Source organism: Labilibaculum sp. (genome assembly GCF_963664555.1).
Lineage (GTDB): Bacteria > Bacteroidota > Bacteroidia > Bacteroidales > Marinifilaceae > Labilibaculum.
Genome location: NZ_OY761461.1, coordinates 3,380,718 through 3,405,247 on the forward strand (window position 1 = coordinate 3,380,718; position 24,530 = coordinate 3,405,247).

The 24,530-nt window shown below is 35.2% G+C and carries 23 protein-coding genes; 10 read left to right on the forward strand and 13 right to left on the reverse strand.

Features of this window, described 5'->3' with window-relative positions:
• Window positions 1–6: 6 nt before the first annotated feature.
• A complete protein-coding gene (locus ACKU4N_RS13440; RefSeq protein ID WP_321317030.1) occupies window positions 7–600 on the reverse strand; it encodes a sigma-70 family RNA polymerase sigma factor in 594 nt (197 codons plus the stop codon).
• Window positions 601–794: 194 nt separating this feature from the next.
• Between ACKU4N_RS13440 and uvrA the strand changes: the two genes are divergently transcribed.
• Window positions 795–3,584: an excinuclease ABC subunit UvrA gene (uvrA, locus tag ACKU4N_RS13445; RefSeq protein ID WP_321317033.1), complete on the forward strand. Its 2,790-nt coding sequence runs from the start codon at window positions 795–797 to the stop codon at window positions 3,582–3,584.
• 26 nt (window positions 3,585–3,610) lie between these two features.
• Here the strand turns inward: uvrA and ACKU4N_RS13450 are convergent, their stop codons facing one another.
• Window positions 3,611–4,042: a hypothetical protein gene (locus tag ACKU4N_RS13450; protein ID WP_321317035.1), complete on the reverse strand. Its 432-nt coding sequence runs from the start codon at window positions 4,040–4,042 to the stop codon at window positions 3,611–3,613.
• A gap of 41 nt (window positions 4,043–4,083) precedes the next feature.
• A complete protein-coding gene (locus ACKU4N_RS13455) occupies window positions 4,084–4,941 on the reverse strand; it encodes a hypothetical protein (protein WP_321317037.1) in 858 nt (285 codons plus the stop codon).
• Between the two features lie 399 nt (window positions 4,942–5,340).
• Between ACKU4N_RS13455 and ACKU4N_RS13460 the strand changes: the two genes are divergently transcribed.
• Window positions 5,341–5,862, forward strand: coding sequence for a hypothetical protein (locus ACKU4N_RS13460; protein WP_321317039.1), 522 nt, complete (start codon window positions 5,341–5,343; stop codon window positions 5,860–5,862).
• Between the two features lie 36 nt (window positions 5,863–5,898).
• Here the strand turns inward: ACKU4N_RS13460 and ACKU4N_RS13465 are convergent, their stop codons facing one another.
• The 4 genes from ACKU4N_RS13465 to ACKU4N_RS13480 form a co-directional block, all read right to left on the reverse strand.
• Window positions 5,899–6,903 carry a dihydroorotate dehydrogenase-like protein gene (locus ACKU4N_RS13465; protein WP_321317040.1) on the reverse strand — a complete coding sequence of 335 codons (1,005 nt, stop codon included), beginning with the start codon at window positions 6,901–6,903 and terminating at the stop codon, window positions 5,899–5,901.
• Window positions 6,904–7,011: 108 nt separating this feature from the next.
• Window positions 7,012–7,677, reverse strand: coding sequence for a YggS family pyridoxal phosphate-dependent enzyme (locus tag ACKU4N_RS13470; RefSeq protein WP_321317042.1), 666 nt, complete (start codon window positions 7,675–7,677; stop codon window positions 7,012–7,014).
• Between the two features lie 72 nt (window positions 7,678–7,749).
• The gene (locus ACKU4N_RS13475; protein ID WP_321317044.1) at window positions 7,750–8,442 is read right to left on the reverse strand and encodes a response regulator transcription factor; all 693 of its coding nucleotides are present in this window, start codon (window positions 8,440–8,442) and stop codon (window positions 7,750–7,752) included.
• 9 nt (window positions 8,443–8,451) lie between these two features.
• Complete coding sequence (locus ACKU4N_RS13480) at window positions 8,452–9,720, reverse strand: sensor histidine kinase (RefSeq protein WP_321317046.1); 1,269 nt, start codon at window positions 9,718–9,720, stop codon at window positions 8,452–8,454.
• A gap of 186 nt (window positions 9,721–9,906) precedes the next feature.
• On the opposite strand from ACKU4N_RS13480, the gene ACKU4N_RS13485 reads away from it, so the two are divergent.
• Entirely contained in the window at window positions 9,907–10,263 is a 357-nt protein-coding gene (locus tag ACKU4N_RS13485; protein ID WP_321317048.1) for a hypothetical protein, read from the forward strand.
• Window positions 10,264–10,455: 192 nt separating this feature from the next.
• Here the strand turns inward: ACKU4N_RS13485 and ACKU4N_RS13490 are convergent, their stop codons facing one another.
• Window positions 10,456–12,006: an IS1182 family transposase gene (locus ACKU4N_RS13490; RefSeq protein WP_156197454.1), complete on the reverse strand. Its 1,551-nt coding sequence runs from the start codon at window positions 12,004–12,006 to the stop codon at window positions 10,456–10,458.
• Between the two features lie 150 nt (window positions 12,007–12,156).
• On the opposite strand from ACKU4N_RS13490, the gene ACKU4N_RS13495 reads away from it, so the two are divergent.
• Complete coding sequence (locus ACKU4N_RS13495; protein ID WP_321317050.1) at window positions 12,157–12,735, forward strand: tetratricopeptide repeat protein; 579 nt, start codon at window positions 12,157–12,159, stop codon at window positions 12,733–12,735.
• Here the strand turns inward: ACKU4N_RS13495 and ACKU4N_RS13500 are convergent.
• Window positions 12,724–14,742 (reverse strand): monovalent cation:proton antiporter family protein, encoded by a 2,019-nt coding sequence (locus tag ACKU4N_RS13500; RefSeq protein WP_321317052.1) that lies wholly within the window; start codon window positions 14,740–14,742, stop codon window positions 12,724–12,726. The two genes, ACKU4N_RS13495 and ACKU4N_RS13500, sit on opposite strands and share 12 nt — an antisense overlap.
• 481 nt (window positions 14,743–15,223) lie before the next feature.
• On the opposite strand from ACKU4N_RS13500, the gene ACKU4N_RS13505 reads away from it, so the two are divergent.
• Both ACKU4N_RS13505 and ACKU4N_RS13510 read left to right on the forward strand, forming a co-directional pair.
• A complete protein-coding gene (locus ACKU4N_RS13505) occupies window positions 15,224–16,120 on the forward strand; it encodes a hypothetical protein (protein WP_321317054.1) in 897 nt (298 codons plus the stop codon).
• 121 nt (window positions 16,121–16,241) lie between these two features.
• Complete coding sequence (locus ACKU4N_RS13510) at window positions 16,242–16,511, forward strand: 4a-hydroxytetrahydrobiopterin dehydratase (RefSeq protein WP_321317056.1); 270 nt, start codon at window positions 16,242–16,244, stop codon at window positions 16,509–16,511.
• On the opposite strand, the gene ACKU4N_RS13515 is transcribed toward ACKU4N_RS13510, so the two are convergent.
• Window positions 16,508–17,347, reverse strand: a complete 840-nt coding sequence (locus ACKU4N_RS13515) for a prephenate dehydratase (protein ID WP_321317063.1) — start codon at window positions 17,345–17,347, stop codon at window positions 16,508–16,510. The two genes, ACKU4N_RS13510 and ACKU4N_RS13515, sit on opposite strands and share 4 nt — an antisense overlap.
• Before the next feature lie 723 nt (window positions 17,348–18,070).
• On the opposite strand from ACKU4N_RS13515, the gene ACKU4N_RS13520 reads away from it, so the two are divergent.
• Together ACKU4N_RS13520 and ACKU4N_RS13525 are read left to right on the forward strand one after the other, a co-directional pair.
• Complete coding sequence (locus tag ACKU4N_RS13520; protein ID WP_321317066.1) at window positions 18,071–18,565, forward strand: TlpA disulfide reductase family protein; 495 nt, start codon at window positions 18,071–18,073, stop codon at window positions 18,563–18,565.
• An 11-nt stretch (window positions 18,566–18,576) separates the two neighbouring features.
• Entirely contained in the window at window positions 18,577–19,176 is a 600-nt protein-coding gene (locus ACKU4N_RS13525) for a thioredoxin family protein (protein ID WP_321317067.1), read from the forward strand.
• Window positions 19,177–19,268: 92 nt separating this feature from the next.
• Here ACKU4N_RS13525 and ACKU4N_RS13530 read toward each other — a convergent pair whose 3' ends face one another.
• Both ACKU4N_RS13530 and ACKU4N_RS13535 read right to left on the reverse strand, forming a co-directional pair.
• The gene (locus ACKU4N_RS13530; RefSeq protein ID WP_321317069.1) at window positions 19,269–20,216 is read right to left on the reverse strand and encodes an NAD(P)-dependent alcohol dehydrogenase; all 948 of its coding nucleotides are present in this window, start codon (window positions 20,214–20,216) and stop codon (window positions 19,269–19,271) included.
• A 212-nt stretch (window positions 20,217–20,428) separates the two neighbouring features.
• Window positions 20,429–21,001 (reverse strand): nitroreductase family protein, encoded by a 573-nt coding sequence (locus tag ACKU4N_RS13535; protein ID WP_321317071.1) that lies wholly within the window; start codon window positions 20,999–21,001, stop codon window positions 20,429–20,431.
• Between the two features lie 188 nt (window positions 21,002–21,189).
• Here ACKU4N_RS13535 and ACKU4N_RS13540 point away from each other — a divergent pair, with 188 nt between their 5' ends.
• Together ACKU4N_RS13540 and mscL are read left to right on the forward strand one after the other, a co-directional pair.
• Window positions 21,190–22,455, forward strand: a complete 1,266-nt coding sequence (locus ACKU4N_RS13540; protein ID WP_321317072.1) for a metallophosphoesterase — start codon at window positions 21,190–21,192, stop codon at window positions 22,453–22,455.
• A gap of 293 nt (window positions 22,456–22,748) precedes the next feature.
• Window positions 22,749–23,177 carry a large-conductance mechanosensitive channel protein MscL gene (gene mscL / locus ACKU4N_RS13545; protein ID WP_321317074.1) on the forward strand — a complete coding sequence of 143 codons (429 nt, stop codon included), beginning with the start codon at window positions 22,749–22,751 and terminating at the stop codon, window positions 23,175–23,177.
• Window positions 23,178–23,432: 255 nt separating this feature from the next.
• Here the strand turns inward: mscL and ACKU4N_RS13550 are convergent, their stop codons facing one another.
• Window positions 23,433–23,978 carry a DUF4469 domain-containing protein gene (locus ACKU4N_RS13550; RefSeq protein WP_321317078.1) on the reverse strand — a complete coding sequence of 182 codons (546 nt, stop codon included), beginning with the start codon at window positions 23,976–23,978 and terminating at the stop codon, window positions 23,433–23,435.
• Window positions 23,979–24,530 lie beyond the last annotated feature (552 nt).

A 24,530-nucleotide genomic window follows, 5' to 3' on the forward strand; every position in this document is an offset into this window, starting at 1 on the left:
TTCTTACTAAAGAGTTAGACTCATGTTTTTTTCTTCAATTGTTTTCCGCATATTAATTAACGCATATCTCATCCGCCCCAGAGCGGTATTGATACTAACATCAGTATGCTCGGCAATCTCCTTAAAACTTAGACCTTTATAATGCCGCAAAATTACTACTTCTCTCTGATCATCAGGAAGTTCATCAACCAATTTACGAACATCATCATGAATCTGATTTTGAATAAGTTCATCTTCATAGTTGCCTTCACAATATTTAGAAGAATTGAAAATATCCAATTCATAATCATCTTTAGAAAAGGTATTGTTCTGTTTCTCTTTTCTAAAATGATCTATAATTAAATTATGAGCTATTCGCAGCACCCAGGCCAAAAATTTCCCATTGTCTTGATATTTCCCCATACGGAGCGATCGGATTACCTTAATAAAGGTATCCTGAAATAAATCTTCGGAAAGCTGATGGTTTTTTACGATTAGATAGATATAAGTATATACTCTGTCCCTATGCCGGGTTACAAGAGTATCAATGCTATCAGGATTACCATCAATGAATTGCTTAACGAGATCATAATCGGTAGGATCAATCTTTCTCAATTTCACAGCTATTAATTAAACAGTGTAAAAATTATTCTATAAGCAATGTCTCCTTTTTAATTGATGGTTAATAAATATCCTTAACAACATGCAATAAACTAATTTTTAATGAGATTTGAAAATGTTTAGAAGTTAAATATCTTTGTAAATTCGATTTTAGTAAACTTACAAGAAACCTAATCTAGGGTCGAATTACAAATATGGCAGACAAGAATTTAGAAAAATACATTTATATAAAAGGGGCAAAAGTTCATAATCTAAAGAACATCGACCTTAAGATTCCCAGAAATAAGTTTATTGTTATCACAGGGCTATCAGGATCAGGAAAATCATCATTGGCATTTGACACTCTTTACGCCGAAGGGCAACGAAGGTATGTTGAAAGTTTATCTTCTTATGCAAGACAATTTTTAGGACGAATTGACAAGCCTGAGGTTGATTTTATTAAAGGGATACCTCCTGCCATCGCAATTGAACAGAAGGTAAATACCCGTAATCCACGCTCAACTGTTGGCACATCAACAGAGATTTACGATTATCTTAAACTTCTTTTCGCAAGAATAGGGAGAACCTACTCGCCCATTTCAAATACCCTCGTAAAGAGGCACTCCATTACTGATGTTGTGAAGTATATCCTTAGTCAGGAAGAAGGTGTTCCGGTAATTATTTTAGCGGAAATGCACAATGGCGACCGAAGTAAAAAAGAGCAGCTGGAAGTTTTATCTCAACAAGGATTTTCAAGAGTTGAAAATAAAGGAGAAATCCATAAGATTTTTGAAGCAATTGAGAATCCTGGTCTTCTTCAAGATGATGAGCCAATCCATATCGTAATTGATCGAATAAGAGTTTCTTCAGATGAAGATACTCAAAACAGAATAGCTGATTCCCTGCAAACTGCATTTTACGAAGGAAAAGGTGAATGCCTGCTTTCTATTAATGGAAATACTGATTACCAAGCTTTCTCGAATCGTTTCGAGGCCGATGGAATTGTATTTGAAGATCCAAATATTCACACATTCAGCTTTAACAATCCACTTGGTGCATGTCCAACCTGTGAAGGCTTTGGAAAGGTAATTGGTATTGATGAAGATCTGGTTATCCCAAACAAAACACTAAGCATCTACGACGATGCAGTTGTTTGCTGGAAGGGTGAGAAAATGCAGGAATGGAAAAATAAATTAATCTACTCTGCTGATAAATTTAATTTCCCCATTCATCGATCCTATTTTGAATTAAGTGAAGAGGAAAAACTTTTACTTTGGACTGGGAACAAGCATTTTAAAGGGCTTAATGATTTTTTCAAATATCTGGAAGCAAAACAATATAAGATTCAATACCGGGTTATGTTATCTCGCTATAGAGGAAAAACAGTTTGCCCTGACTGCAGAGGAACCCGATTAAAGAAAGAAGCCGGCTATGTAAAAGTGAATGATAAAAACATTCAGGATTTGGTGTTAATGCCATTGAATGAGCTCAACGATTTTTTTCAGAATTTACATTTGGATAAAACGGATGAGAAAATTGCCAGTCGGTTACTTTTAGATATTAAAAACCGCATTAATTTCTTATCGGATGTTGGATTGGGATACCTAACCCTTAATCGATTGTCCAGCAGCCTGTCCGGTGGAGAATCTCAACGAATTAATTTAGCAACGTCATTAGGAAGCAGTCTTGTTGGTTCCCTATACATTCTGGATGAACCAAGTATCGGACTTCATTCACGGGACACTGAATTGCTCATAAAAGTTTTGAGGGAATTGCGCGATCTAGGAAATACGGTTATCGTTGTTGAGCACGATGAAGATATAATTTTAGCTGCTGATGAACTTATCGATATCGGGCCATATGCCGGCAGGCTTGGCGGAGAAGTAGTATTCCAAGGAAATCTTGATCAGTTAAAAGAGTCATCAAAAAGTTTAACTTCTCAATACATATCCCGAAAAATGATGATTCCTGTGCCTGCGGCACGAAAAAAATGGAATAATTTCATTGAAATAATTGGTGCAAGGGAAAATAATTTAAAAGGTTTAAACATTAAATTTCCTTTAAATATCATGTCGGTAATCACCGGCGTAAGTGGCTCCGGAAAATCTTCTTTAATCAAGACGATTTTGTATCCGGCCCTAAAGAAACATTACGGTGGATACTCCGACAAAACCGGCCATTTTGATGCCCTTAAAGGCGATCTCCATCTTATTAAAGATATCGAGTTTGTCGATCAGAATCCAATTGGTAAATCATCCCGATCGAACCCTGTTACCTACTTAAAAGCATATGACGAGATCCGAAAATTATTCGCCGATCAAAAAGCATCAAAGTATAGTGGTTTTAAACCTTCACATTTTTCCTTCAATATTGACGGAGGCAGATGTGATGAATGTCAGGGTGAAGGAATTATAAAGGTAGAAATGCAGTTTATGGCTGATATTTACCTGCAATGCGAAAGTTGTAAGGGCAAAAGATTTAAAGATGATATCCTTCAAATTCGATACAATCAAAAAAACATTCATGACGTATTGGAGATGACTGTAAACGAGTCGGTTGAATTCTTTTCCCAGGGTAAAAGTACAACCGAAAAGAAAATTGTTCAGCGATTACAACCACTGGTTGATGTAGGATTAGGTTACGTAAAATTAGGACAATCATCAAGCACTTTAAGTGGAGGTGAAAGTCAAAGAGTAAAACTTGCTTCCTTTTTGGCTAAAGAAAAAGCAGAACCTTGCCTATTTGTATTTGATGAACCAACAACAGGCTTGCATTTTCATGATATCCATAAATTAATGGATGCATTTAATGCCCTTATATCAAGAGGACATACGCTAATTATTATAGAACACAATATGGAAATAATAAAATGTGCTGATTGGTTAATTGATTTAGGTCCTGAAGGTGGAATTAATGGTGGACAAATTGTTTTTGAGGGAATTCCAGAAGATGCTATTCATTGCACAGAATCCTACACGGGACAATATTTAAAAGAAAAATTGTAAAAAAAAGGTTCTTTAGGAACCTTTTTTTATAATTTTAAACCAAATAAAATAGAGACACAACCACTTTCATGTTGGGATTCTGTATCTTCTTTTTTGACAAAATCCAAAGATATGATTAGTGTTTTAGCCTCATCCAATTCAAAATCAAAAATATCGGAGTAATTACTTTCCTCATTGTCAAAAATCAGATTCAGATCCGAGTCGGTAATTTTAAAATGCATTGTTGGCATATTATCTTCACAACCAACTACTATACGATATTTTTGTCCGCTAAAAAAAACTTTGTGCAATTCAACTTCCTCATCTTGATTTAAAACTACACCATTGTAATTGCCATCATGAATGTAATTTTCAAGTTTAGGTTTACAATGCTCTTTTGCAAAATCCCGACATTGAGAAAATACAGGATTACCTGAAAAAAAGAATACAAATAAGGTCGACAGTAAATAATATTTCATATTAAAAATGCTGTATGTGTAACTCTTAAGTTATTTTCACACTAATGAACTAAATAATCTCTCATATCACCTATTTTAGCAACTAATTTTACAAATCCCAATTCATCAACAGAATCAATAAAATCAGTCCCCTCTTTCATATCTGAAGCTTTTATACTCATTTCAAATAATATCTCAAGTTCCAAAACATCCTGATAAATGGGTTTAATAATTGGATCTGCCTTATTGTCCCGCAGGATCGTTTTTACAATCTCAACAGACAATTTTTGATTTAAAATTTGTTTGATTAATTCCTCATGTGACTTCTCTTTTAGGTCAACACTCTGAGTCGCTATATACAGACACTCCACCCAGCCTCCAATTAGCATCAAAGTAGCCAGTGGATACCTGTCCTGCTCACGTAATTGCTGATTCGATTCCATATAAATCTCAGATATAATATCAACAATCAGCTCCTTATTTGTCACATTGCTTTCAAGCAAACGAATTTTATCTTGTCCAACTGTTCTGAGTACACCTAACGATTCTGCAAGACTTCTGGACACATTCAGATACTCAATTGAGATCTGATATTGTTCATTCAAGCTTGCATAGCTTAAATCAGCACAATACACACCTAGTGCTATTGATCTTGATGGGCTTGTTGAATATCCAGGTAAATTCTCCATATTATTCAACAAATCTGCCCTAAAATGAACTCCTGATTTTTTTATTAATAAAGAAATTTCAATTGGGCTGGGAAGTACAAAGAAAATTCTCTTCATCTTTTCCGTATTTTCCTGCATCAACTGATAATCCAACAATTCTCCCCCAGATGCCTGCTCCTTATTTTTTGATGAAAACAAATTGCATGAATTGAACAGTAGTATAATTCCCAAACTCCAAATAATTTTTCTCATTGAACTCATTCTGAAGATTAACATCTTACTTTCATTGAATTTAAATTACAATTTTCTAAGAAAATAACATCTATTTTTTCAAAAATATTTCACAATACAAAATAAAACGGAAAAGAATATTTTGAATTTAAAATTAATGTTCTTTACACAAAACTATTTATCTCCTAACACTCAATATAAAATTATTGTATGATTTCTGCTTATAAAATCAACATATGCAAACACATATTTTTTATAAAAAAAATGCAATTCAAAGCTGTCCTTTCCTTTATCTTCAATTATTTTGTCCCAATCAATTAGGCTTAAATCAAACTCAGGCTAATTAAAATTCAGATGACATAGTGAGGCGATAAAACAAATAAAATTTACTAGTTTTACATCGAATAAATGAACAATTTAATGAGCAATATTAGCAAAAAAGACTTACACAACTCCATAATCTTAGGACTTAGCTCTTTGGATAATAAAGTGGTACTCAATTCAATCAGTCAATTACGGAAAGAAGGAAAACCAGAAGATATCGCACCTCTGTTAGATCTAATGATTTCTAATTCCGATAAGGAAATACAATTATCAATCCATAATTTTCTTGCAGATCTAAAAAATCAGGATTCGGCTAAAATTATTATAGAGGCAATCGCTAATAAAAAGTATTTAACAATTAAAAAAATCCTAGTCTCGATTTGCTGGGAAGCCAGTATTGATTTTTCAAAATACATCTCAACTTTTGTTGATTTGTTAATTGTGTCTGATTTTGAAACTTCCTTTGAAGCATTTACTGTAATCGAAAATCTTACAGAAAAAATATCAGAAGAAAGTAAGCCTGTGGAGATGGCGAAACTTAAGGATGCCATTTCAGAAGTATCTCCTGAAAAAAAGGGAATACTTCATGAAGCAATTCATATAATCGATCAACTATAAGAAAGAAAAAGCCGCTTTTGAAGCGGCTTTTATTTTTTATATTAAAACGTCCTTTTCATTATTCGAAAAGTACCTCATAAACTGTGCTCTTTCATACAAACCTGGATTCTGAATGCTTCCATAATTTAAACTGCCACGAAATTCATCAACAGTCTTAAATCCTTTTTTGCTCATCCAACTGGTTATATCTCCCAATATATTGGTAATCTGATCGAAACCATGCTCATATACAGTCGAACAAATCTGTACTGTTTTAGCACCTGCCAACAATTGCTTGATTGCAGCCTCACCATTATGAATACCTGTTGAAGCAGAAATATCGATTCCTTTAATTTTATCAGACAACATACCAACCCAACGAAGAGATTTGCGAATATCACTTGCAGAGCTCAAAACCTCAGCACTTGTAATTTTCATTTTCTCAATATCGATATCAGGTTCGTAAAAACGATTAAACAGCACCAATGCATCTGCTCCATCTGCATTTAAACGATTAGCAACAGAAAATAAATTGGTGAAATATATTCCAAGCTTCATTGATATTGGAATATGCACTTCCTTTTTAACTGCATTAAATATATTGTAATATAAATTTTCGTATTGTGTAGAACTCATGTTTCTATCACTTGGAACGATAAACACATTTAGCTCAATAGCATCTGCGCCGGCTTTTTCAATTTCTTTAGCAAAAGAAGTCCAATCCGATGAAGAAACACAATTGATACTTGCAATTACAGGAATCGAAACAGCCTTCTTGGCTTCCTTGATAAGAGTCAAATAATTTGAAACAGAATTTCCTTTGATGTAAGTCTGAATATAATCTTCAGCTTCGGGATAACTCGTATTTGCAGGATCCTTACCAATCAGATTTTTAGCTTCGTTGCTGATTTGTTCTTCGAATAAAGACTTTAAAACAACTGCTCCAGCCCCTTTCTCTTCAATAATTTTAATTTTTCTTACAGAATTTGTAAGTCCGGAACTGCTGACAATTAAAGGATTCTTTAACTGCAATCCCATATAAGTGGTTTCAAGATTAATCATGCTATTTGATTTTTTAATATTTTTCAATCGGTAACGAACAAATATAGTAAATTCAAAAGAGATATTTACATCCTTAGTAGTGACTTAAACTATTAAAATCCTCAGAATTTAATATCTCGATCCGAATATTGTACTTCCTACTCTTATCATAGTACTTCCCTCACTTATTGCCAGCATATAATCATCTGACATTCCCATTGAAATTTCTTTAAATTCTTCTCTATCTGCAAAGAAATCGGATTTTAAACTTTCAAATATGGATTTCAGATTACCAAACTCATTTCTAATCTGAACTTCGTTGTTAGTGTATGTAGCCATTCCCATTACACCCACAATCTCAATTGATTTTAATGAATTAAAATCTTCCGAGGTAAGCAGTTCTTTTGCCTCATCAATAGTAAGACCAAATTTAGTTTCCTCCGAAGCAATATGAAATTGCAGCAAGCATTTAATAACTCTGTTATTCTTCTCTGCCTGCCTATTAATTTCTTTCAGTAATTTAATACTATCAACAGCATGGATAAGCTGCACGAACGGTGCGATATACTTTACCTTATTGGTCTGAAGATGACCAATAAAATGCCATTCTATATCCTTGGGAAGTTCGTGATATTTTTGCGCTAATTCCTGTGGTTTATTTTCACCAAAAATCCGGTATCCACCTTCATAGGCTTCTATTATATCCTCTTTAGGTTTGGTTTTTGATACTGCTACCAATTTTACGTCAGCAGGAATTTTCGCTAGAATAGTGTTAATTATTTGAGGTATGCTCATGGCAAATTGCAGATTTTAAATTTCAGATTCAAAATTACAACTTTTATGGATTTTGATGTGTTGTTTGGGATTTTAATTATTTTCTGATAAAATAAAACCAACTCCATGCACATTTTCAATTTTTATGGTAGAATCCAATTTTAAGTGCTTCCTTAATTTCGTAATAAAAACATCCAGGCTTCGTCCCATAAAATAATCATTCTCGCCCCAAACGTTTACCAGGATATCTTCTCTTCGCAATACGTTGTTTTTATTTTGCAATAGCAGATACAAAACATCACCCTCCTTTTGGGTAATACGGGAAACCTCTCCATTTAATGTCAAATTAAGATTTGCATGATCGTATATAAATTTTCCCACTTTAAATATTTGTTCTTTTATTTCGGGTGTTGTGTTAACACGTTTTAATACAGCATTAATTCTTCGGACTAACTCATCCTCATCAAAAGGTTTCGTGATATAATCATCTCCACCCAAATCAAAACCTTTTAACTTATCCTCCTTCAGCGATTTCGCAGTTAAAAAGATAATGGGAACCTCTTGATTAATTTCACGAATCTTTTTCCCCAAAGTAAAACCATCCATTTTTGGCATCATGCAATCCAATAAACAAAGGTCAAACTTAGAATTAGAGAAAGACTCGAATCCTTTCTCCCCATCTCGGGCTAAACATACCGAAAAGCCCTCCATTTTTAGAAATTCATTTAAAACAAGACCTAAATTAGAATCATCCTCAACTAGCAATATATTTTTAGAATTGGTCATAAAATAATTTTAGATTGATGGCAAAACAATAGTAAAGGTACTGCCAGAGTTTCTTTTGCTCAAAACATTTATTGAACCTTTATGAGAATCAATGATCATTTTTGAATAGGACAAGCCAATACCAAAACCTTTCACATCATGCAAGTCGCCGGTTGGAGCTCTGTAATATCTATCGAATACATGCTTCTGCTCCTCTTTAGTCATTCCAATTCCCTTATCGGTTACCGCAATATAAAGGTCTCCATTCGTGTTTTTAGTCTCAACTTCTATTTCTGGTTTAGATTCGGAATACTTCACTGCATTATCCAGAAGATTTAACAATACATTCTGCAGTAAATCTTTATCACCACAAACCATATCATTTTCCGCATTCAGCCTGTACGTTATGGTTCCTTCCCGCTCTGCCAATTGCACGGAAATAAAATCGGAACACTCTTTTAATAAGGAGTGCAAATTTATTTGATCTGAATTTAACTGCAATTCTCCGCGTTCCATACAAGCCAGTTTCAACAACTGATCTACTTGACTTTTCAAGCGATTATTCTCTGAAAAAATCATGCTTGAATAATGAACAACCTGATCGGGATCTGCATGAATCTTATTTCGTTTTAACATTCCACTGGCCAATGAAATTGTTGCCATTGGGGTCTTAAACTCGTGTGCGATATTATTTATTAGATCTGTAGTTCGACCCAAAATTTTTTTGTCATTAATCAATGAAAAAACAGTTATCCCGAAAAATGTACAAAGAATTAAGATGAGAATTAATGAGCAAATAAACATACTTCCCATGCTATCCATTAAATTCTTCTCTCTTTTTTGGAAATAGACATTTAATATTGCCTTATCATGACTTAATGCTTTCCGCAAACTATAATAGAAGCATTTACTTTTAGGCTGCTCGTCAGCAGTACTAAGCACTTCGATGGTATATGGCGATTGAATCTGATAATTTTTGAATTGCTGATGAATAATAGAATCCAAGCGACTCACCTCCATCTTTAAAAGCTCACTATCCGAAGCATTGTATTTAGATTTAGACATGCACTCACGCATCTTTTCACAACTTTCCTGATCCTTTGTAAACTCATCAACGGACTCATGCAAGGCCAAACCAACCCGATGATTGAATTGCTCTTCATTTAAGCTTCGGGCTCTGCTTATCCATCGAATTTGAATTAAAAGAAGAAGAAGCAGAACAATTATTGATATAACAATAAATATCTGGATTCTATATATTTTAAATTTTCGAATTGTATTTTTAAACAACAAACTCATAGCCTAATACCCCTCCTTAACATCCTTATTTTATGATCTTTTTACAAGCCAAAATTAGTTTAAATTTTAAGAGTTTTTAATGCTTTAACAATTTATTAACAAGAGATAAAAAGATCTTTTACGTTCTTTAGAATACAATTCAAAATAAGACTAAAACGAATTATATTAACATTTAAATTAAAAAACATGAAAAAGTTATTATTTGGACTTCTATTTGTATTTGCTGTAAATGTAGTAAGCTTTGCTGCACAACCTGCAATTTCAATCATCGATAATGAAATTTCTTTATCTCAGGATCAAGATCAAAAACAGGATCAGGAGAAGAAAAAAGTTGAAAAGAAAAAATGTGAAAAAAACTGCACAAAAGCCTGTTGCACAAAAGACGCTAAAGCTGAAAAATGTGATAAGGCAAAAAAATGCACAAAGGAAGCCAAAGCAGAAAAGTGTGAAAAAGACAGTAAAAAATCTTGTTGTACTAAAGAAGCTAAGACAGATACAAAATGCACTAAAGACTGCAAAAAAGAATGTTGTAAGAAATCATAAGGATATCTTAGATATTTTTAAGAGGATGTCTCATAACAAAGTAGACATCCTCTTTTTCATGATCTTTTGTTTTTTTGAGATTAAACTGCCTTATACTGCTTATTTGTTTTTGGAAGTCTTTTTTACCTCCAATATGCAAAACAGAGGTTTCATATAGAGGAAATAGGACTTCAAAAGAATTAAGAAAGGCCGTTAGGCCACTTTTCTACTATTCATTTTCTTAAGATTTATGGCTAGAGCCAATAATCCCATTTCGATTTCTACTTTTTCTTTGCCACGAAGTAAAAATCGTTTAAATCCTTTATTGTGTTTAAGGTTACCAAAAGCGGCCTCTACATCAACCGGTCTTTGACTCCTGTGCTTCAATCCTTCTTCTGAGGTTAAATGTTCTCGTGCTTTACTTCTTAATTCGTTAAGTCGGTGATTGATCTGAATCGTTCGATTACCTTTTGCTTTGTGACACATCCCCCTAAGTGGGCATCCGTTACAGTTTTGAGCTTGATAAACATGGATTGTCTTAAAATGACCGGCTTGGCTTTTTTCCTTTTTTATCTTCTTAAGATTCATTACTTGTCCCATTGGGCAGTAGTAAATATCCTGTTTAGAGTCGTAGAATAAATTGTTGGGGTGAAACTCGCAATAAGTTTTGGCTCCCTTCTTTTGTTCTTTATGAAAGTAATTGTATTTCACAAAAGAGGTTAATCCTTCCGCTTCAAGAAATTCATAATTCTCCTCAGACCCATAACCGGAATCTGCACATACGCTGTTTAGTTTGTCTGGATACAACTGTTGAACCTCTTTCATATGAGGTATAAAGGTTTTTGTATCGGTTGGATTATTATGGTTTGAATAATTTACAATGAATTGATTTTGTGTGCTAAACTGCAGGTTATATCCTGGTTTTAGCTGACCATTTTGCATATAGTCATCCTTCATTCGCATAAAGGTTGCATCCGGATCCGTTTTTGAATAACTATTTCGCTCTTCCAATATCTTTAGCTTTTGCTCGTTTTTTCGGAGATTATCAGCATAATTCTTCTTGGCATAGTTGAGTTGCCGGCGTTTCTTAGCATCCACTTTCTTATCCCTCAAGGCCTCATTAATTGTCTCAATGGTCTGCTCTATTTTTTCTGGATCAACATCACTTAAATCGGGCTTACTTACATTTGCTAAATCCGATTTGGCTACCTGCTCTGTATAATCCCAAAGTTCCCCCAACCGATCCTTCATGCGTTGGATATTCTTTTGAATGGCTTTACCCCAAACAAACGAAAACTTATTTGCATTGGCCTCGATCTTGGTGCCATCGACATATATGGTTTGTAGATCAATATGTCCGGAATCTACCAGTAACAGGACTACTTGACTGAACACTTCCTTTAAAACACCTTTTAATCGACTGCTTCTAAAGCGGGCAATCGTATTGTGATCTGGCTTTTGCATCCCTGACAACCACATGAAATGTACATTTTCTGATGCCGCCTGCTCTATTTTTCGAGAGGAATATACATTACACAAATAGGAATAAACTAATAACTTAAGCATCATTTTGGGATGATAGGCCTTTGCTCCCGTATAACTGTATTTTTCAAGGATACGATCTATCTGGACACCATCAATAATACTGCTGATGGTACGAACAGGGTGTTCAGATGATATGAAATCCGAGAGAGAAGGCGGAAAAAGAATCATCTGGTTTTGATGATAGGCTTTGAAATGAGATTTTTGAGGGACTAATTTCATATCTCTAAAATAAGAAATCAGTGATAAATATAAAAAACTATAAAACGAAAAAGAGACTATCTCATTTGAGACAGCCTCTTTTTTATGCAGTTTGGTACAATTTATGTTATTATTTACAAGATAATTTAATGGAATATAAATTGTTTTGCGATGAAAAATCTGTTGTTTTTAGTTATTGGTATTTTCGGTTTTTCCGGTGTATTTTCCCAGAATGTTGAAAGATACATGGAATATCATGATAAAGGGAGAACGCTTATATTACAGGGAGAATATGAAAAAGCCGTCCTTTACTTAGACACTGCAATTAATATTATGCCATACTATTCCACCATTTTTCAAGATCGTGGATACGCAAAAATGCAATTAAAGAAATACGCCGAAGCAATTCTTGATTTTGATCATGTGTTGAGCAAAAAACCTTATTTATCGGAAGTACGACTACAAAGAGGCATGGCACTTTACCACCTAAATCGTTTAAACGAATCAGAATCTGATTTAATCGAAGTCTTAAACAGCAATCCAAATAAAAGCCGGGAGGTAATTATTTATCTTGATAACATTCAAAAAGAACGGGAAATAACAGCACAACAAAATTATGATGCGATGCTGCAGTCAATTCGATTTCAAGTCGAAAATGAACGACTTTACCGGGCTCGCCATCGGGAAGAAGTGATCTGGAATACTGTAGTTCCTTTGGCATTCTGGACTACTGTATTTTTAACCTGGTAAATCTAAATCGGTCTTGATTGACTTTCTTTTGAACGAAATTGATTTCCCCTTAAAACGAGCTTTATTATAACTAGGTAAGTCTGTATCTTCCATTTTTAAACGAACTTTTTCCAGGCTTTCCACAGAACCAACAACGGTTAGTACATCACCCAATCGAAGTCGTGTATATCCAGTTGAAATCAAGGTGTTATTATTACGTTTGGTAGCCAAAATAATAACATCAGTAGGAATTTGCAGATCCCTTAAAGTGATGCCATGCAATTCTTTATTTTGCATTTCAATGTCTACAGTATCCTGATCTTTCTCCATACCAAGTAACAATGAGGTTGCAATAGGTGATCGCACCAGGTGATCCATTAAGCTTACCATTACAGTAGAGGGTTCAACAATCAGAGCTCCAAGCTCGTGGAACTTGCTTACATAACTCCTCTCATTTACCCTAACAACCACATCCCGGGTCCCAAAATGCTCGTAAGCTAATTCACAAAACTTAAGATTTTCCTCATCTTGGTTCAATAATACTATGGCATCGGCTTTATCCACTTCAAGTCTCTTTAATTCAATCAGACTTAATTCTTTTACATGAGTTACATCTACCCCATGGTATTCCAGCTTGGCTCTCTCCTCATTACGGGTTACTAATTTAACAACCCAGCCATGTTCCATTAACTGACGTGCTAAAGCAAGTGATTGTCCCTCCAAACCAAAAATAATCGCTTTTTGAATCTTATTTTCATGCAATAGTTCTTTCTTCTTATGGCTCTCTCCAACCATTAAAATAAACCATTTAAAAAGTGGCGGACCGCATATCTCATTGAGTACAATAACTCCAATTAATATAGCTCCAAATTGAGGCCCCCAGTCGGGATATTTCACTGCCACTACCGATACTAATCCAATTGCAACTCCAGCCTGAGTAACATATGGCATCCACGAAAACCTGTTTATCCTGAACGGATCACCTCCTAAAGTTCCTCCGATAAATGCCCCAATAGCCATACTGATCAGTCTAATTGCAAAGAACAACAGTGCCACCGCCCATGTTTGAGCTAGAATATCTAAAGAAACTGATGCACCAGTTAGAGTATAAAAAATAATGTAAATAGTTGGAACAACCAATTCAATAATTTTAATAAACTCTCTGCGATAGCTTCCAAAATTAACTACAACAAAGCTTCCAATAATACAAATCAACAAAGGTTCGATATACAATTCAAACCCAAGTAAATTTTGGCTTTCTGCGCCTACGAAATGAGCCAACAAATAAATGCCATATCCCATTACAACGAGAAGAATGGCTTTTTGCATGGTAGGTATTCCACGAGCCAAAAGCCAATTAATAGTTTGACCCAGCAAAAAACCGATTAAAATAGAAAGACATAATTCTCCAATTAGAATAACAACTAACCAAATATCAAATGGAACTTTAGAAATTAAAGCTCCGGAAATGGCAAAACAAATGGTAAACAAAATGATTACCAGAACATCCTTTATTACGGTAACTCCAATAGCGGTTTGTGTATATGGCCCTTTCGCCCTCATCTCATTAATTACTGCAATTGCAGATGCCGGAGAGCGGGTAATAAAGATGGTCCCAACAAGCAAAGCAATGGCAAGTTTCACTTGCCATTCGAGCTGTGCCATAAATGGTAGTCTTCTTGATAAAAAGAAAATCGCGAAAACACTCAAACCAAATGTAAAAAAAAGCTGACTAAAAGTCATCCATTTAATACTTTTCATCCTTCCCTTCAACTCCTTTAAGTAAAGTTCTGCCCCTGCAGCAAAAGCAATAAAAGCCAAACATATTTCGTTTATGAAATGCAGTTGCGTAATGGCCTTTAGCGGGACGAAGTTTAAAATAAATGGTCCTGAGAGAATTCCAATAAAGAGAAGACCTGTTATAATAGGTAATTTAACCTTAGGAAAATAACGTGAGATTCTATTTGCAGCAACTGCAACAATTAAAAACCCCATGATTAAAACAAATATTTCCAAATAATTATTCATTCAATTAGATTAAGGTTAAAAAGATCGTTTGCATTTGTCTTACTTATTCCAATTTTAAGATACAGAATTATATCAATCAAAGCAACGAGGTAAATTGATTAGCCATTTATTTGGAAAAAAAATTAGAGTGCCGATTCATTAAAATAATGCGGATTGATAATGAAAAAACAGGTTTACTACTCTAGTAGTTGCCTCACAAACATTTAAATTGTTCATATCCGAACACCAACTGTACGATATCCAACACTATTAAGACTGCATAAAAACAACCCAAGTCCGCTACATTCTGACACACACACAATTACAGCTAATGGCACAAATCCTGATATATAAAAAGTGTAAAACAAGTATGATTTAATACGAATCATAATTTTATTGAATTAAAAAACAATTAACGAATTAACCAACTCAAATGAAAAACTATTGTTTTATATGGATTTTCCTCTTTCTAGGCATAGAATTAATGTCCTGTTCATTGAGTATGGCTAAGTCATATGAACTTAAAGAAATTGAGGATATTCTGAAGGATACCAAAGCCTTGTGTTTGGAAGACAATGGCATGCTTTGGGGAAGAACTCTTGATGTTCCAATTCTTTTGATCGATAAAGAAAATGGAAGAATCTACTCAAATAAAAATAGCAAGAAGCTAGGTTTAAACCCCTATAATGAAATTTACACCGGTATTCTCCCAAATTTTGTTGATGTGATAAAAGGACCAGCCAAAATCGGCAATCAAATTTGGGCCGTTATCCCACTTCCATTGCCTGAAGATAAAATTGAAAAACAATGTATTATTCTTCATGAAGCATTTCATTGTGTTCAACCTGAAATGGATTTGAAACCAGAACCTTATAACAACAACCATATGGACGAAATGGAAGCTCGTTTTTGGTTGAAACTGGAGTGGAAAGCACTTGAACTGGCGCTGCAAAGCGAGGGGGAAAATAAAAAACAAGCAATTACTGATGCGCTCTGTTTTCGACATTACCGCAGAGCTTTGTTTGGCAAATGTGACGGCTGTGAGAATCGATTTGAGATTCATGAAGGCATGGCGGAATATACAGCTCAAAAACTATGCAGAAACGATAAAGATTTAAAGATATACTTGCAAAATAAGCTGCATTCAATGTGGGAATCTCCTTCTTTTGTAAACTGTTTCGCATATTTTTCCGGCCCTGTTTATGCATACCTTCTTGACAAAACAGAAACCAACTGGCGAACACACTTAGGTGCCAGAGATGATATCGCAGCAATAGTTCAATCGACCTATGAAATTTCCTTACCATTCGATATTTATATGGAGGCAGAGGAAAGATCAGTGCTTTATAGTGGAGCCCAAATAATGGGTGAAGAATTAGATCGTGAGCTTGCTTTATAAAACACATAATTAATCTTTTACCATAGATGTAAATTACTGGGCAGCCAAAATAGCTGCCCAGTAGTTTTCTATTTACTTTGGTTTAGACTTTACGTATCTTTAATTACTAAATGAAAATATCATGGATATATTATTGGATCAAGGTTGGAGCGAAATTGACAGTAAATTGGTTAAAAATTATGAACTCCCAAACTTCATTGAGGCGATAAATTTTATAAACTTAGTGGCTTCAGAAGCTGAAAACATGAATCATCATCCAGATATTAAACTGTACAATTACAAAAATGTACGCCTAATTTTAACCACTCACTCCAAGGGTAAAATCACAAAAAAAGACATTATCCTTGCCAAAAGCATCGACAAAATATTTGACTCGATGAAAGTCTTTTAGGTGATCACAATACCTTTGTTATAAGTACCCAATACTTGCATTCCTTTCGTATAGTCTGATATTTTATCTAAGGCATTCCTAAACTGCCTTGGCCCCTGAAATTCCAAATCGACATGAAAAAAGTATTGCCAATTGATACCCGGAATTGGTAAAGATTGAATCTTCGAAAGATTAATGTTCTCCTTGGCAAAACAATCCAAAATATAAGACAAGCTCCCCGGTTTATGACTGGTACTAAAGTATAGTGATGCTTTATTGTACCCTCCGTTTGGAACAACATCTTTCTTTCTCTTTAAAACAAAAAAACGGGTTTGATTGTCTTTTATGCTTTCAATTTCCTCAGCTATAATTTCCAATCCATACAATTCTGCCGGATAATCACCGGCAATAGCTCCCACACCCATCAATTGATTGTTTCTTACATTCTTCGCACTTAAGGCCGTATCCTCCATTTCCACCAATTTAATATTTGGATGATCGTGAAAGAAAGCACGACACTGATGAATTGCCATTGGATGAGAATGAACCTCTTTTAAATCTTCAATTTTTTGCCCGGGCAAAGCCATTAAATTTTGCTTAATTCTCAAAAATATCTCCCCTTCAATTACAAGACCGGAATCCTGAAGAAGCCCGTAATTCTGAAGAATACTTCCGGCAATAGAATTTTCAATCGCCATTATTCCACCATCGCATACCGATTCATCCTGTATTAATTCAACAAGTGTGGCGAAATTACCGGCAGGAATAATTTCAACATCTTCTCCGTAATAGGCATTGGCAGCCAAATGGTGAAAACACCCCTCAACTCCTTGAATTACAATTTTTCTTTTCTTCATGGTTATAGTTAGATTTTGTATCACAAAAAAGAGTCCCGATTAATCAGGACCCTTTGTGAATAATATTACATTTTATTTCATAGGAATCCTGTTCTTCTCTCCGCTAAAAAAGAAAAAAATAAAAAACCAACTCTTAAAAAATACTGTTTTCATCTGTTTATAATTTTAAGTTTTTGTCAGATGGAACTTACCATATAATCATTTCCCTGTGTGTAGAAAGCTTTATACATGGACGTTTCATGTGTTTATAATTTGATTTTTAATTACCATATAGCCTGTCCCGAACTTGTTTCGAGAGAACTTAACATTCTGAGATAATCATCCCTCTGTGTGTCAAAATCGCTTTGATATGGACGTTTCATATAGTCAAAAAAAAAAAGAGCCCTTACAGAGGCTCATCATCAATTAAATAGTACGTGAATCCTCTTCTAACAACAACTGCTAAAAAAGAAAAATCGCCCGATATGCATATTATTACTCATACTTTCTGTACTAATTCTTTTCAAAGGTAAAAAAATATTTCATACAACCTGAGAATTATCATACTCATGCAGGCAGCAATGCCGTTAAACCTCTCAATGTTATGATATGACTGCTGGTAATTCTTCTCAATACCTATCTTTTTTATTGATTCTAATTTTTAACAGATCAATAACAACCACCCCTGTACTTTCTCAACCAATAGTAGTATATTTAATACTTCAATATCTTTATATATCGGAAATGAAATTTAGATACCAATTATTACTACTTAGCTTGCTTATTATTTCAATAAAATCAGTAAGCGCTCAGGAAATTAAATCCCACAATTTTAAGGACCTGGAACCTATTCTTCATCATCAGAATGATACCACTTACGTGATTAACTTTTGGGCGATGTGGTGCAAACCATGTGTTGAAGAACTTCCTGAATTTGAAGATATCCGTAAAGATTATACAGGTAAAAAGGTAAAAGTAATACTGGTTAGTCTCGATTTTGGAAAAAATGTAGAAGACCGCTTACTCGGCTTTTTAAAGAAAAAAAATATAAATGCTGAAGTTGTTTTACTCGATGATCCGGATGCAAATAGCTGGATTGGAAAAGTTGATAAAGACTGGGATGGTGCTCTTCCTGCTACTCTTATCTATAAAAAAGGGATTCGAAAAGTTTTTACCCGTCAGATTTCGTACGACGAATTGGCGGGCTCAATTGATAAATTAAATAATCAACCGAATTAAAATTTATAATTATGAAGAAAGTATTGATTTTGGGTCTGTTTATATTGGCCACAATGGGAATACGAGCTCAAGGCTACCAGATAGGCGACAAGGCGAAAGACTTTAAACTGAAAAATGTTGATGGGAAACAGATTTCGCTAGCCGATTACAAGGATGCCAAAGGATTCATTGTGATTTTCACATGCAATCATTGTCCTTATTCTGTAGCTTATGAAGATCGGATTCTCGAAATTGACAAAAAATACAAGGAAAAAGGATTCCCGGTAATTGCTATCAATCCAAACGATCCGGAATTGTACGAAAGCGATTCTTTCGACAATATGATTGTACGGGCAAAGGAAAAAGGATTTACATTCCCTTATCTGATGGATGAAACACAGGAAGTATTTAAAAGATTTGGCGCAACCAAAACTCCTCACGTTTTTATTTTAAGCAATAAGAGCGGAGAATACACAGTGGAATATATTGGTGCGATCGATAACAATTACAAAGACGCATCTCAGGTTACAAGCAGATATGTTGAGGATGCTGTAGATGCACTCTTACAAAATAAAAAACCAGAAGTTACTTCGACAAAAGCAATTGGTTGTGGAATTAAAACCAAAGGATAAGGAAATCACCAAGAAAAAGATCCAGACATCAAATGATGCCTGGATCTTTACTATAATTCAATTGCATTCCAACCTGCTGAATTGGTTCCTGTTTATTCGGCAATTTTTAAAGACAGCTTTCCAACCACCCTGCCCGTTTCACTGTACTGATGAGCCTTGTCAATATCAATTAGATCGTAAGATTTATCGATGTAAGTTTTTAAAAGGCCTGCATCAACAAAATCAGCCAATAATTCCAGATCTGCCTTACTTTCCTGTACAAAGATCTTCTTCATTTTTTTTGAACTAACCAGATTATGAATAGATCCGAGCAAGAGAATATTGAACGAAGGAAGTGTAGTCACAAAAACCCCACCCCGCTGCAAAATATGTTTTACTTTTGAATATTCCTGATTTCCTACTACATCGAAAAAAATGTCATACTCTTCCTGAAGCGAAACAATATCTTGTTCAAAATAGTCAACGACCTGATCGGCACCTAACTCTTTTGCAAATTGTACATTTCTGTTGCTGCACACCCCTGTAACCTTGCAGTCGTAAGCTTTAGCCAATTGCACAGCAAAAGACCCAACACCTCCCGAGCAACCATTCACCAAAACACTCATTCCTTTTCGGATATTACCCATGTTCCGAAGTGCCTGCAGTGCTGTTAATCCTGCCAAAGGCAAAGTTGCCGCCTCTTCAAAATTCATTTTTTGCGGTTTTAATGCCAGATGACATGCAGAGGTAGCTACATATTCAGCATAGGCACCATTCTTTGTAATATCAATTTTTCCAAAAACCTCATCGCCGACTCTAAAGAACTGAACATTTTTACCAATTTCGACAATTCGGCCAGCAATATCTCCTCCTAATACACAGGGCAGTTTCTTTCTCATGAATAGTTTCAAACTGCCTTTACGGATTTTCCAATCGACAGGATTAACAGAAGATGCATAAACCTCAACCAGTACCTGATTATGATCTACCTGAGGACGAGCAAGATTAGCTATCTCTAATACATCCGGAGCCCCGTATTTTTTCATAACTACCGCTTTCATCTGTTTGTATTTTTTATTTTATTACCATGAGTAAATAATCATGCCCCTGCATGCCGCAACTGCCTTTTATGAACGTTTCACATCCTGAAAATTTACAATTCAAAACACTTCTAATTAACCCGTTGAGCTTCGTTCAAGTTACAACAAGTTTCCAATACTTTCAAAGAAAAAGGCTCATCCTTAAGGATAAGCCCAATTGTATAATCTATATCTTATTTCATATCGTCCCAATCGCCGTCAAACAAAATTTTATCCAAAGAACGCCGTTCCCTTTTACTCGATTCCATTTCTCTAATATTTTCGGGTAATTGCATTGGATCGCCTCTATAACCAACAGCGATCATTGTTACAATATCAAAATCGAAAGGAATTTCGAACATCTCCCGAGCTTTTTCAACACTAAAACCAGCCATTTGATGCATATATAAATCCATACTCGTTGCCTGAGCAGACATGTTTCCAATGGCCAAACCCAAATCATGACGCGCATGATGATTTTCTTTTTGATTCTGAGCAAACTTTTTTGCAGCTAGTGTCAAAATAATCATGGGTGCTGTTTTTACCCACATCTGATTAAACTCTCCCAAACAAGACAACAATTGATCGTATCGCTCCGGGTAATCTTTTGTTGCGTAAACAAACCTCCACGGTTGTTCATTAAAACAAGACGCGGCAAATGATGCAGCCTCGAATAATTTTTCAATCTTGGCAGGTTCAATTTCTTTGTCCCCAAAGGCTCTCGGACTCCATCGTTTGTCTATCAATTCATGAATTTCAGCACTCATTGCTCTATCGGTTTATAATGAAAAAATGTCCTTACATCAGTAAAATGGCGATACCGGGGTAGGTTTTGGTAAAGAATTACACAGCTTTGAAGATAAGCATATTTTAACAAAAATTAAGGACTTGCTTGTATTTTATTGTCTATATTTGGGCCTATTTAATAATCAATGAACCACTTATAATAACTTGAATGAAAGCAAGTGTATATTTATTGATTCCTCTGTTACTATTTATGCTGTTGGTAGACATTTATACCTACCGTGGTGTGAAACCTCTGATTGCCAGGATAAAATATTCACCGGCAAGACAATCATTAAGCATCCTGTTTTGGGGTATTTCAGTTTTAGTTTTTGCTGGTTTTACCCTGTTTATGTTCGGGATTAAGCATGTACAACAATCTGAAACCTATATCTATGTTGGATACCTGGTAGCTGGTTTTTCATTGTTTTATATTCCAAAGTTTGTATTTGTACTTTTCGTTCTATTAAAAGATATACTAGGAGCGATTGCAGGAATCATTAATTGGTTCGGGGAGAGAAAGAAAAAAAGTGTACCACAATTTAATTCGAAGAGAAAAATGGAGAGATCCGAGTTTTTGTATCAAATGGGATTGATTTTAGCAGCCATTCCGTTTGCATCAATTTTATATGGTGTAACCAAAGGGAAATTTAACTACAGGGTAATGAGGGAAAAGATCAGCTTCGATCATCTTCCCAAGTCATTTAAAGGGCTCAAAATCGTTCAAATATCCGACATGCATCTGGGCAGTTTCAATAAGAATTTTGAGAAAATAACCAAGGCTGTTGAACTGATCAACGAACAAGAACCGGACCTGATTCTATTCACAGGCGATTTGGTAAATAACTTTGCCGAAGAAACAGAAGGATGGGCACCGATATTGTCTAAAATGAATGCGAAAATTGGAAAATATTCCATCATGGGGAATCACGACTACGGTGATTATTCTTACTGGAAATCACCTGCCGACAAAGCCCAAAATTTACAAACAATTAAAGATTTTCACCACGAAATGGGCTTTAAGCTGCTTCTGAACGAATCGGAAACCATATCATTAAATGGTGAAGAAATTGCACTGGTTGGTGTCGAAAACTGGGGTAAACCTCCTTTCCCTCAGCATGGCGATTTACAAAAAGCCATCAACGGATCGGCCAATCTGCCCTTTAAAATTTTGATGAGTCACGATCCTTCGCATTGGGATGCGCAGGTTTTGGATACTGATATTGCCCTTACCTTCTCGGGTCATACACATGGAATGCAATTTGGGCTCGAACGGGCAGGCATAAAATGGAGTCCGGTACAGTACAAATATCCCCGCTGGGGCGGATTGTACCAGCAAGGGAATCAATACCTTTATGTGAATCGTGGTTTTGGTTATATCGGATTCCCCGGCCGGGTTGGTATGCCACCCGAAATTACCTTGGTGGAACTGACCTAACTGAACGCAGACTAACGCGAACACATCTGGTTGTAAACAGATTCTGAAATTATAGATAAGGATGCGCACTTGCGTGTCCTTTTTTTATTTTTACACCTCATCCCCGGCCCTTCTCCTGATGGTGAAGGAGAACAAAACGCGCAAAAAAAACCAATGACAATACATTTTTATTTTGTACATTTAACAGACTTAGTGATTTGATACATTGACAGTTCCAAACACCCCTTATTACATACTGTCAAGATTTTCGGATTACTACCTTCATTTCTTACTACGAACTAAACATTTTTTCTATGAACGAATTCAAGAAATTTATAGCCAAAGGAAATGTACTTGAAATGGCTGTCGGTCTGATTATGGCTCTTTACTTTGGTGCCATTGTTAAATCATTGGTAAATGATATTATTATGCCTCCGGTAGGAATTGTATTAGGCGGAGTTGATTTCTCTGATCTGAAAATAATTCTGCAGTCGGCTGTTCTGGAATCGGCACCCGGTGCCGGCGATGCTGTTGGCGAGGTAGCAATTGCTTATGGTTTGTTTATTAATGCAATTATTACCTTCCTGATTGTTGCCTTCGCTATTTTTATGCTTGTAAAATCATTCAATAAAATGAAAGAGAAAATGGAAAAGAAAGCAGAAGAAGCACCTGCGGCACCAGCCACTCCAAGCAAAGAGGAAGTGCTGCTAAGCGAAATCCGCGATCTGCTAAAAAATAAATAAGCAAAACAGAAAGGACTCGAAAGAGTCCTTTTTTTAATGTAGTGCTTTTAAAATCTTAGTTCTATTATCGGAGGTATACTACTCCAACGATCGGAGCACTACTACTCCAGGCATCGGAGTAGTACCAGTCTTATTCTTAAAATAATTATAAGCAGTAAAAATACAAAAAAATAAGAGCCAATTGGTTAGAATTGGCTTTCATTACAATCAATAATAGTTTGTTTGCTGCGGCCTATTTAAAATAACATCAGACAATTAACCAACAGGTAACAAGTCGATTAACAAGCGTCCCACTTTTATGTTTTTACTGTCTTTTAAAGCAACTCTCACCTCTACCTGAAAACTGCCTGTATTCAAAGTATCGGGTACAAAAAACAACAATTCCGATGGTTTGTTTTTCACAACATTACCTGCTTTAGTGGCAGTACCATCACCGGCAATAAAAAAGATTCCCTGATTTTCATCCGCCTCATCGAATTTTAAAAGCGATCCTTTTAGAGAAGCAATCTGACCCGGACTAAAAGTCTCGTTTACGGCTTTGGTTTTTAAATCGGTGAACTGTTGAATCACCGGCTGTGCCACAGATATTTCGACCTTACGCAATTCGATATTGCCAACTGCCTCGGTCAGCCGACTGCCTGCGTTCAGGTTCAAACGAATGGTGTGACGCTTTTTGTCGAAACCATCGCTCTCGTTAACAAACACCCCCGAAATACTCGGATACACCTTAAACAACTCGGTGTTTACATTGTTACCACTGGCTGCATTTCCTACCCGCAAAAGTTGAAGATGCTCGGCCAATGGGTTACCTGTTTACTATTTTACGATTCTTCCTGTTTTTTCCTATTTGCTTCTACCGCCAATCGTCTCCCCCGCTTAACAAAAACAGATTGAAACTACTCAATAAAAATGACATATCAGAACCATAACCGGTAAAACACACCCATACTTATGCTAAAAATACCACACCTACTTTAGCTGCTCATACTGTTTATTGGGCTTTGAGTACAATTGTAAAAAATGTTAAATTTATCAGATTCTCTAAAATACAACACAAAAACCAATCGCAAATCAACAAACCTTTATTGCTGATTAACAGATCAAATACAACAACAAAACATTTTTCCCCAACAAAACCAAGCAAACAATCCTAGCTCACAAACACCCGCCCACAAAGCCTTTCTTTACTATTTATATTGATAATGAATAAGTGAATCTGCTTTCCTGTTTTTATTTTATGCTTACTTTTAAAGGGCAACTATAAATAAAAAATGGGATTTACTCTCATTATTTGACTCAAAATATTAGTCAAATAAAGAACCCAATTGATGTCATATTTAGTGATTCATAATA

Excerpts from the sequence above, each read along its gene's own strand:
- ACKU4N_RS13490 (WP_156197454.1), bottom strand. The coding sequence starts at position 12,006 with ATGAAATTAGTCCCTCAAAAATCTCATTTCAAAGCCTATCATCAAAAC.
- ACKU4N_RS13505 (WP_321317054.1), top strand. The coding sequence starts at position 15,224 with ATGGCTAAGTCATATGAACTTAAAGAAATTGAGGATATTCTGAAGGAT.
- ACKU4N_RS13450 (WP_321317035.1), bottom strand. The coding sequence starts at position 4,042 with ATGAAATATTATTTACTGTCGACCTTATTTGTATTCTTTTTTTCAGGT.
- ACKU4N_RS13455 (WP_321317037.1), bottom strand. The coding sequence starts at position 4,941 with ATGAGAAAAATTATTTGGAGTTTGGGAATTATACTACTGTTCAATTCA.
- ACKU4N_RS13485 (WP_321317048.1), top strand. The coding sequence starts at position 9,907 with ATGAAAAAGTTATTATTTGGACTTCTATTTGTATTTGCTGTAAATGTA.
- ACKU4N_RS13475 (WP_321317044.1), bottom strand. The coding sequence starts at position 8,442 with ATGACCAATTCTAAAAATATATTGCTAGTTGAGGATGATTCTAATTTA.
- ACKU4N_RS13520 (WP_321317066.1), top strand. The coding sequence starts at position 18,071 with ATGAAATTTAGATACCAATTATTACTACTTAGCTTGCTTATTATTTCA.
- ACKU4N_RS13460 (WP_321317039.1), top strand. The coding sequence starts at position 5,341 with ATGAGCAATATTAGCAAAAAAGACTTACACAACTCCATAATCTTAGGA.
- ACKU4N_RS13525 (WP_321317067.1), top strand. The coding sequence starts at position 18,577 with ATGAAGAAAGTATTGATTTTGGGTCTGTTTATATTGGCCACAATGGGA.
- ACKU4N_RS13540 (WP_321317072.1), top strand. The coding sequence starts at position 21,190 with ATGAAAGCAAGTGTATATTTATTGATTCCTCTGTTACTATTTATGCTG.
- ACKU4N_RS13535 (WP_321317071.1), bottom strand. The coding sequence starts at position 21,001 with ATGAGTGCTGAAATTCATGAATTGATAGACAAACGATGGAGTCCGAGA.
- ACKU4N_RS13465 (WP_321317040.1), bottom strand. The coding sequence starts at position 6,903 with ATGATTAATCTTGAAACCACTTATATGGGATTGCAGTTAAAGAATCCT.
- ACKU4N_RS13515 (WP_321317063.1), bottom strand. The coding sequence starts at position 17,347 with ATGAAGAAAAGAAAAATTGTAATTCAAGGAGTTGAGGGGTGTTTTCAC.
- ACKU4N_RS13500 (WP_321317052.1), bottom strand. The coding sequence starts at position 14,742 with ATGAATAATTATTTGGAAATATTTGTTTTAATCATGGGGTTTTTAATT.
- ACKU4N_RS13480 (WP_321317046.1), bottom strand. The coding sequence starts at position 9,720 with ATGAGTTTGTTGTTTAAAAATACAATTCGAAAATTTAAAATATATAGA.
- ACKU4N_RS13530 (WP_321317069.1), bottom strand. The coding sequence starts at position 20,216 with ATGAAAGCGGTAGTTATGAAAAAATACGGGGCTCCGGATGTATTAGAG.
- uvrA (WP_321317033.1), top strand. The coding sequence starts at position 795 with ATGGCAGACAAGAATTTAGAAAAATACATTTATATAAAAGGGGCAAAA.
- ACKU4N_RS13495 (WP_321317050.1), top strand. The coding sequence starts at position 12,157 with ATGAAAAATCTGTTGTTTTTAGTTATTGGTATTTTCGGTTTTTCCGGT.
- ACKU4N_RS13510 (WP_321317056.1), top strand. The coding sequence starts at position 16,242 with ATGGATATATTATTGGATCAAGGTTGGAGCGAAATTGACAGTAAATTG.
- ACKU4N_RS13470 (WP_321317042.1), bottom strand. The coding sequence starts at position 7,677 with ATGAGCATACCTCAAATAATTAACACTATTCTAGCGAAAATTCCTGCT.
- mscL (WP_321317074.1), top strand. The coding sequence starts at position 22,749 with ATGAACGAATTCAAGAAATTTATAGCCAAAGGAAATGTACTTGAAATG.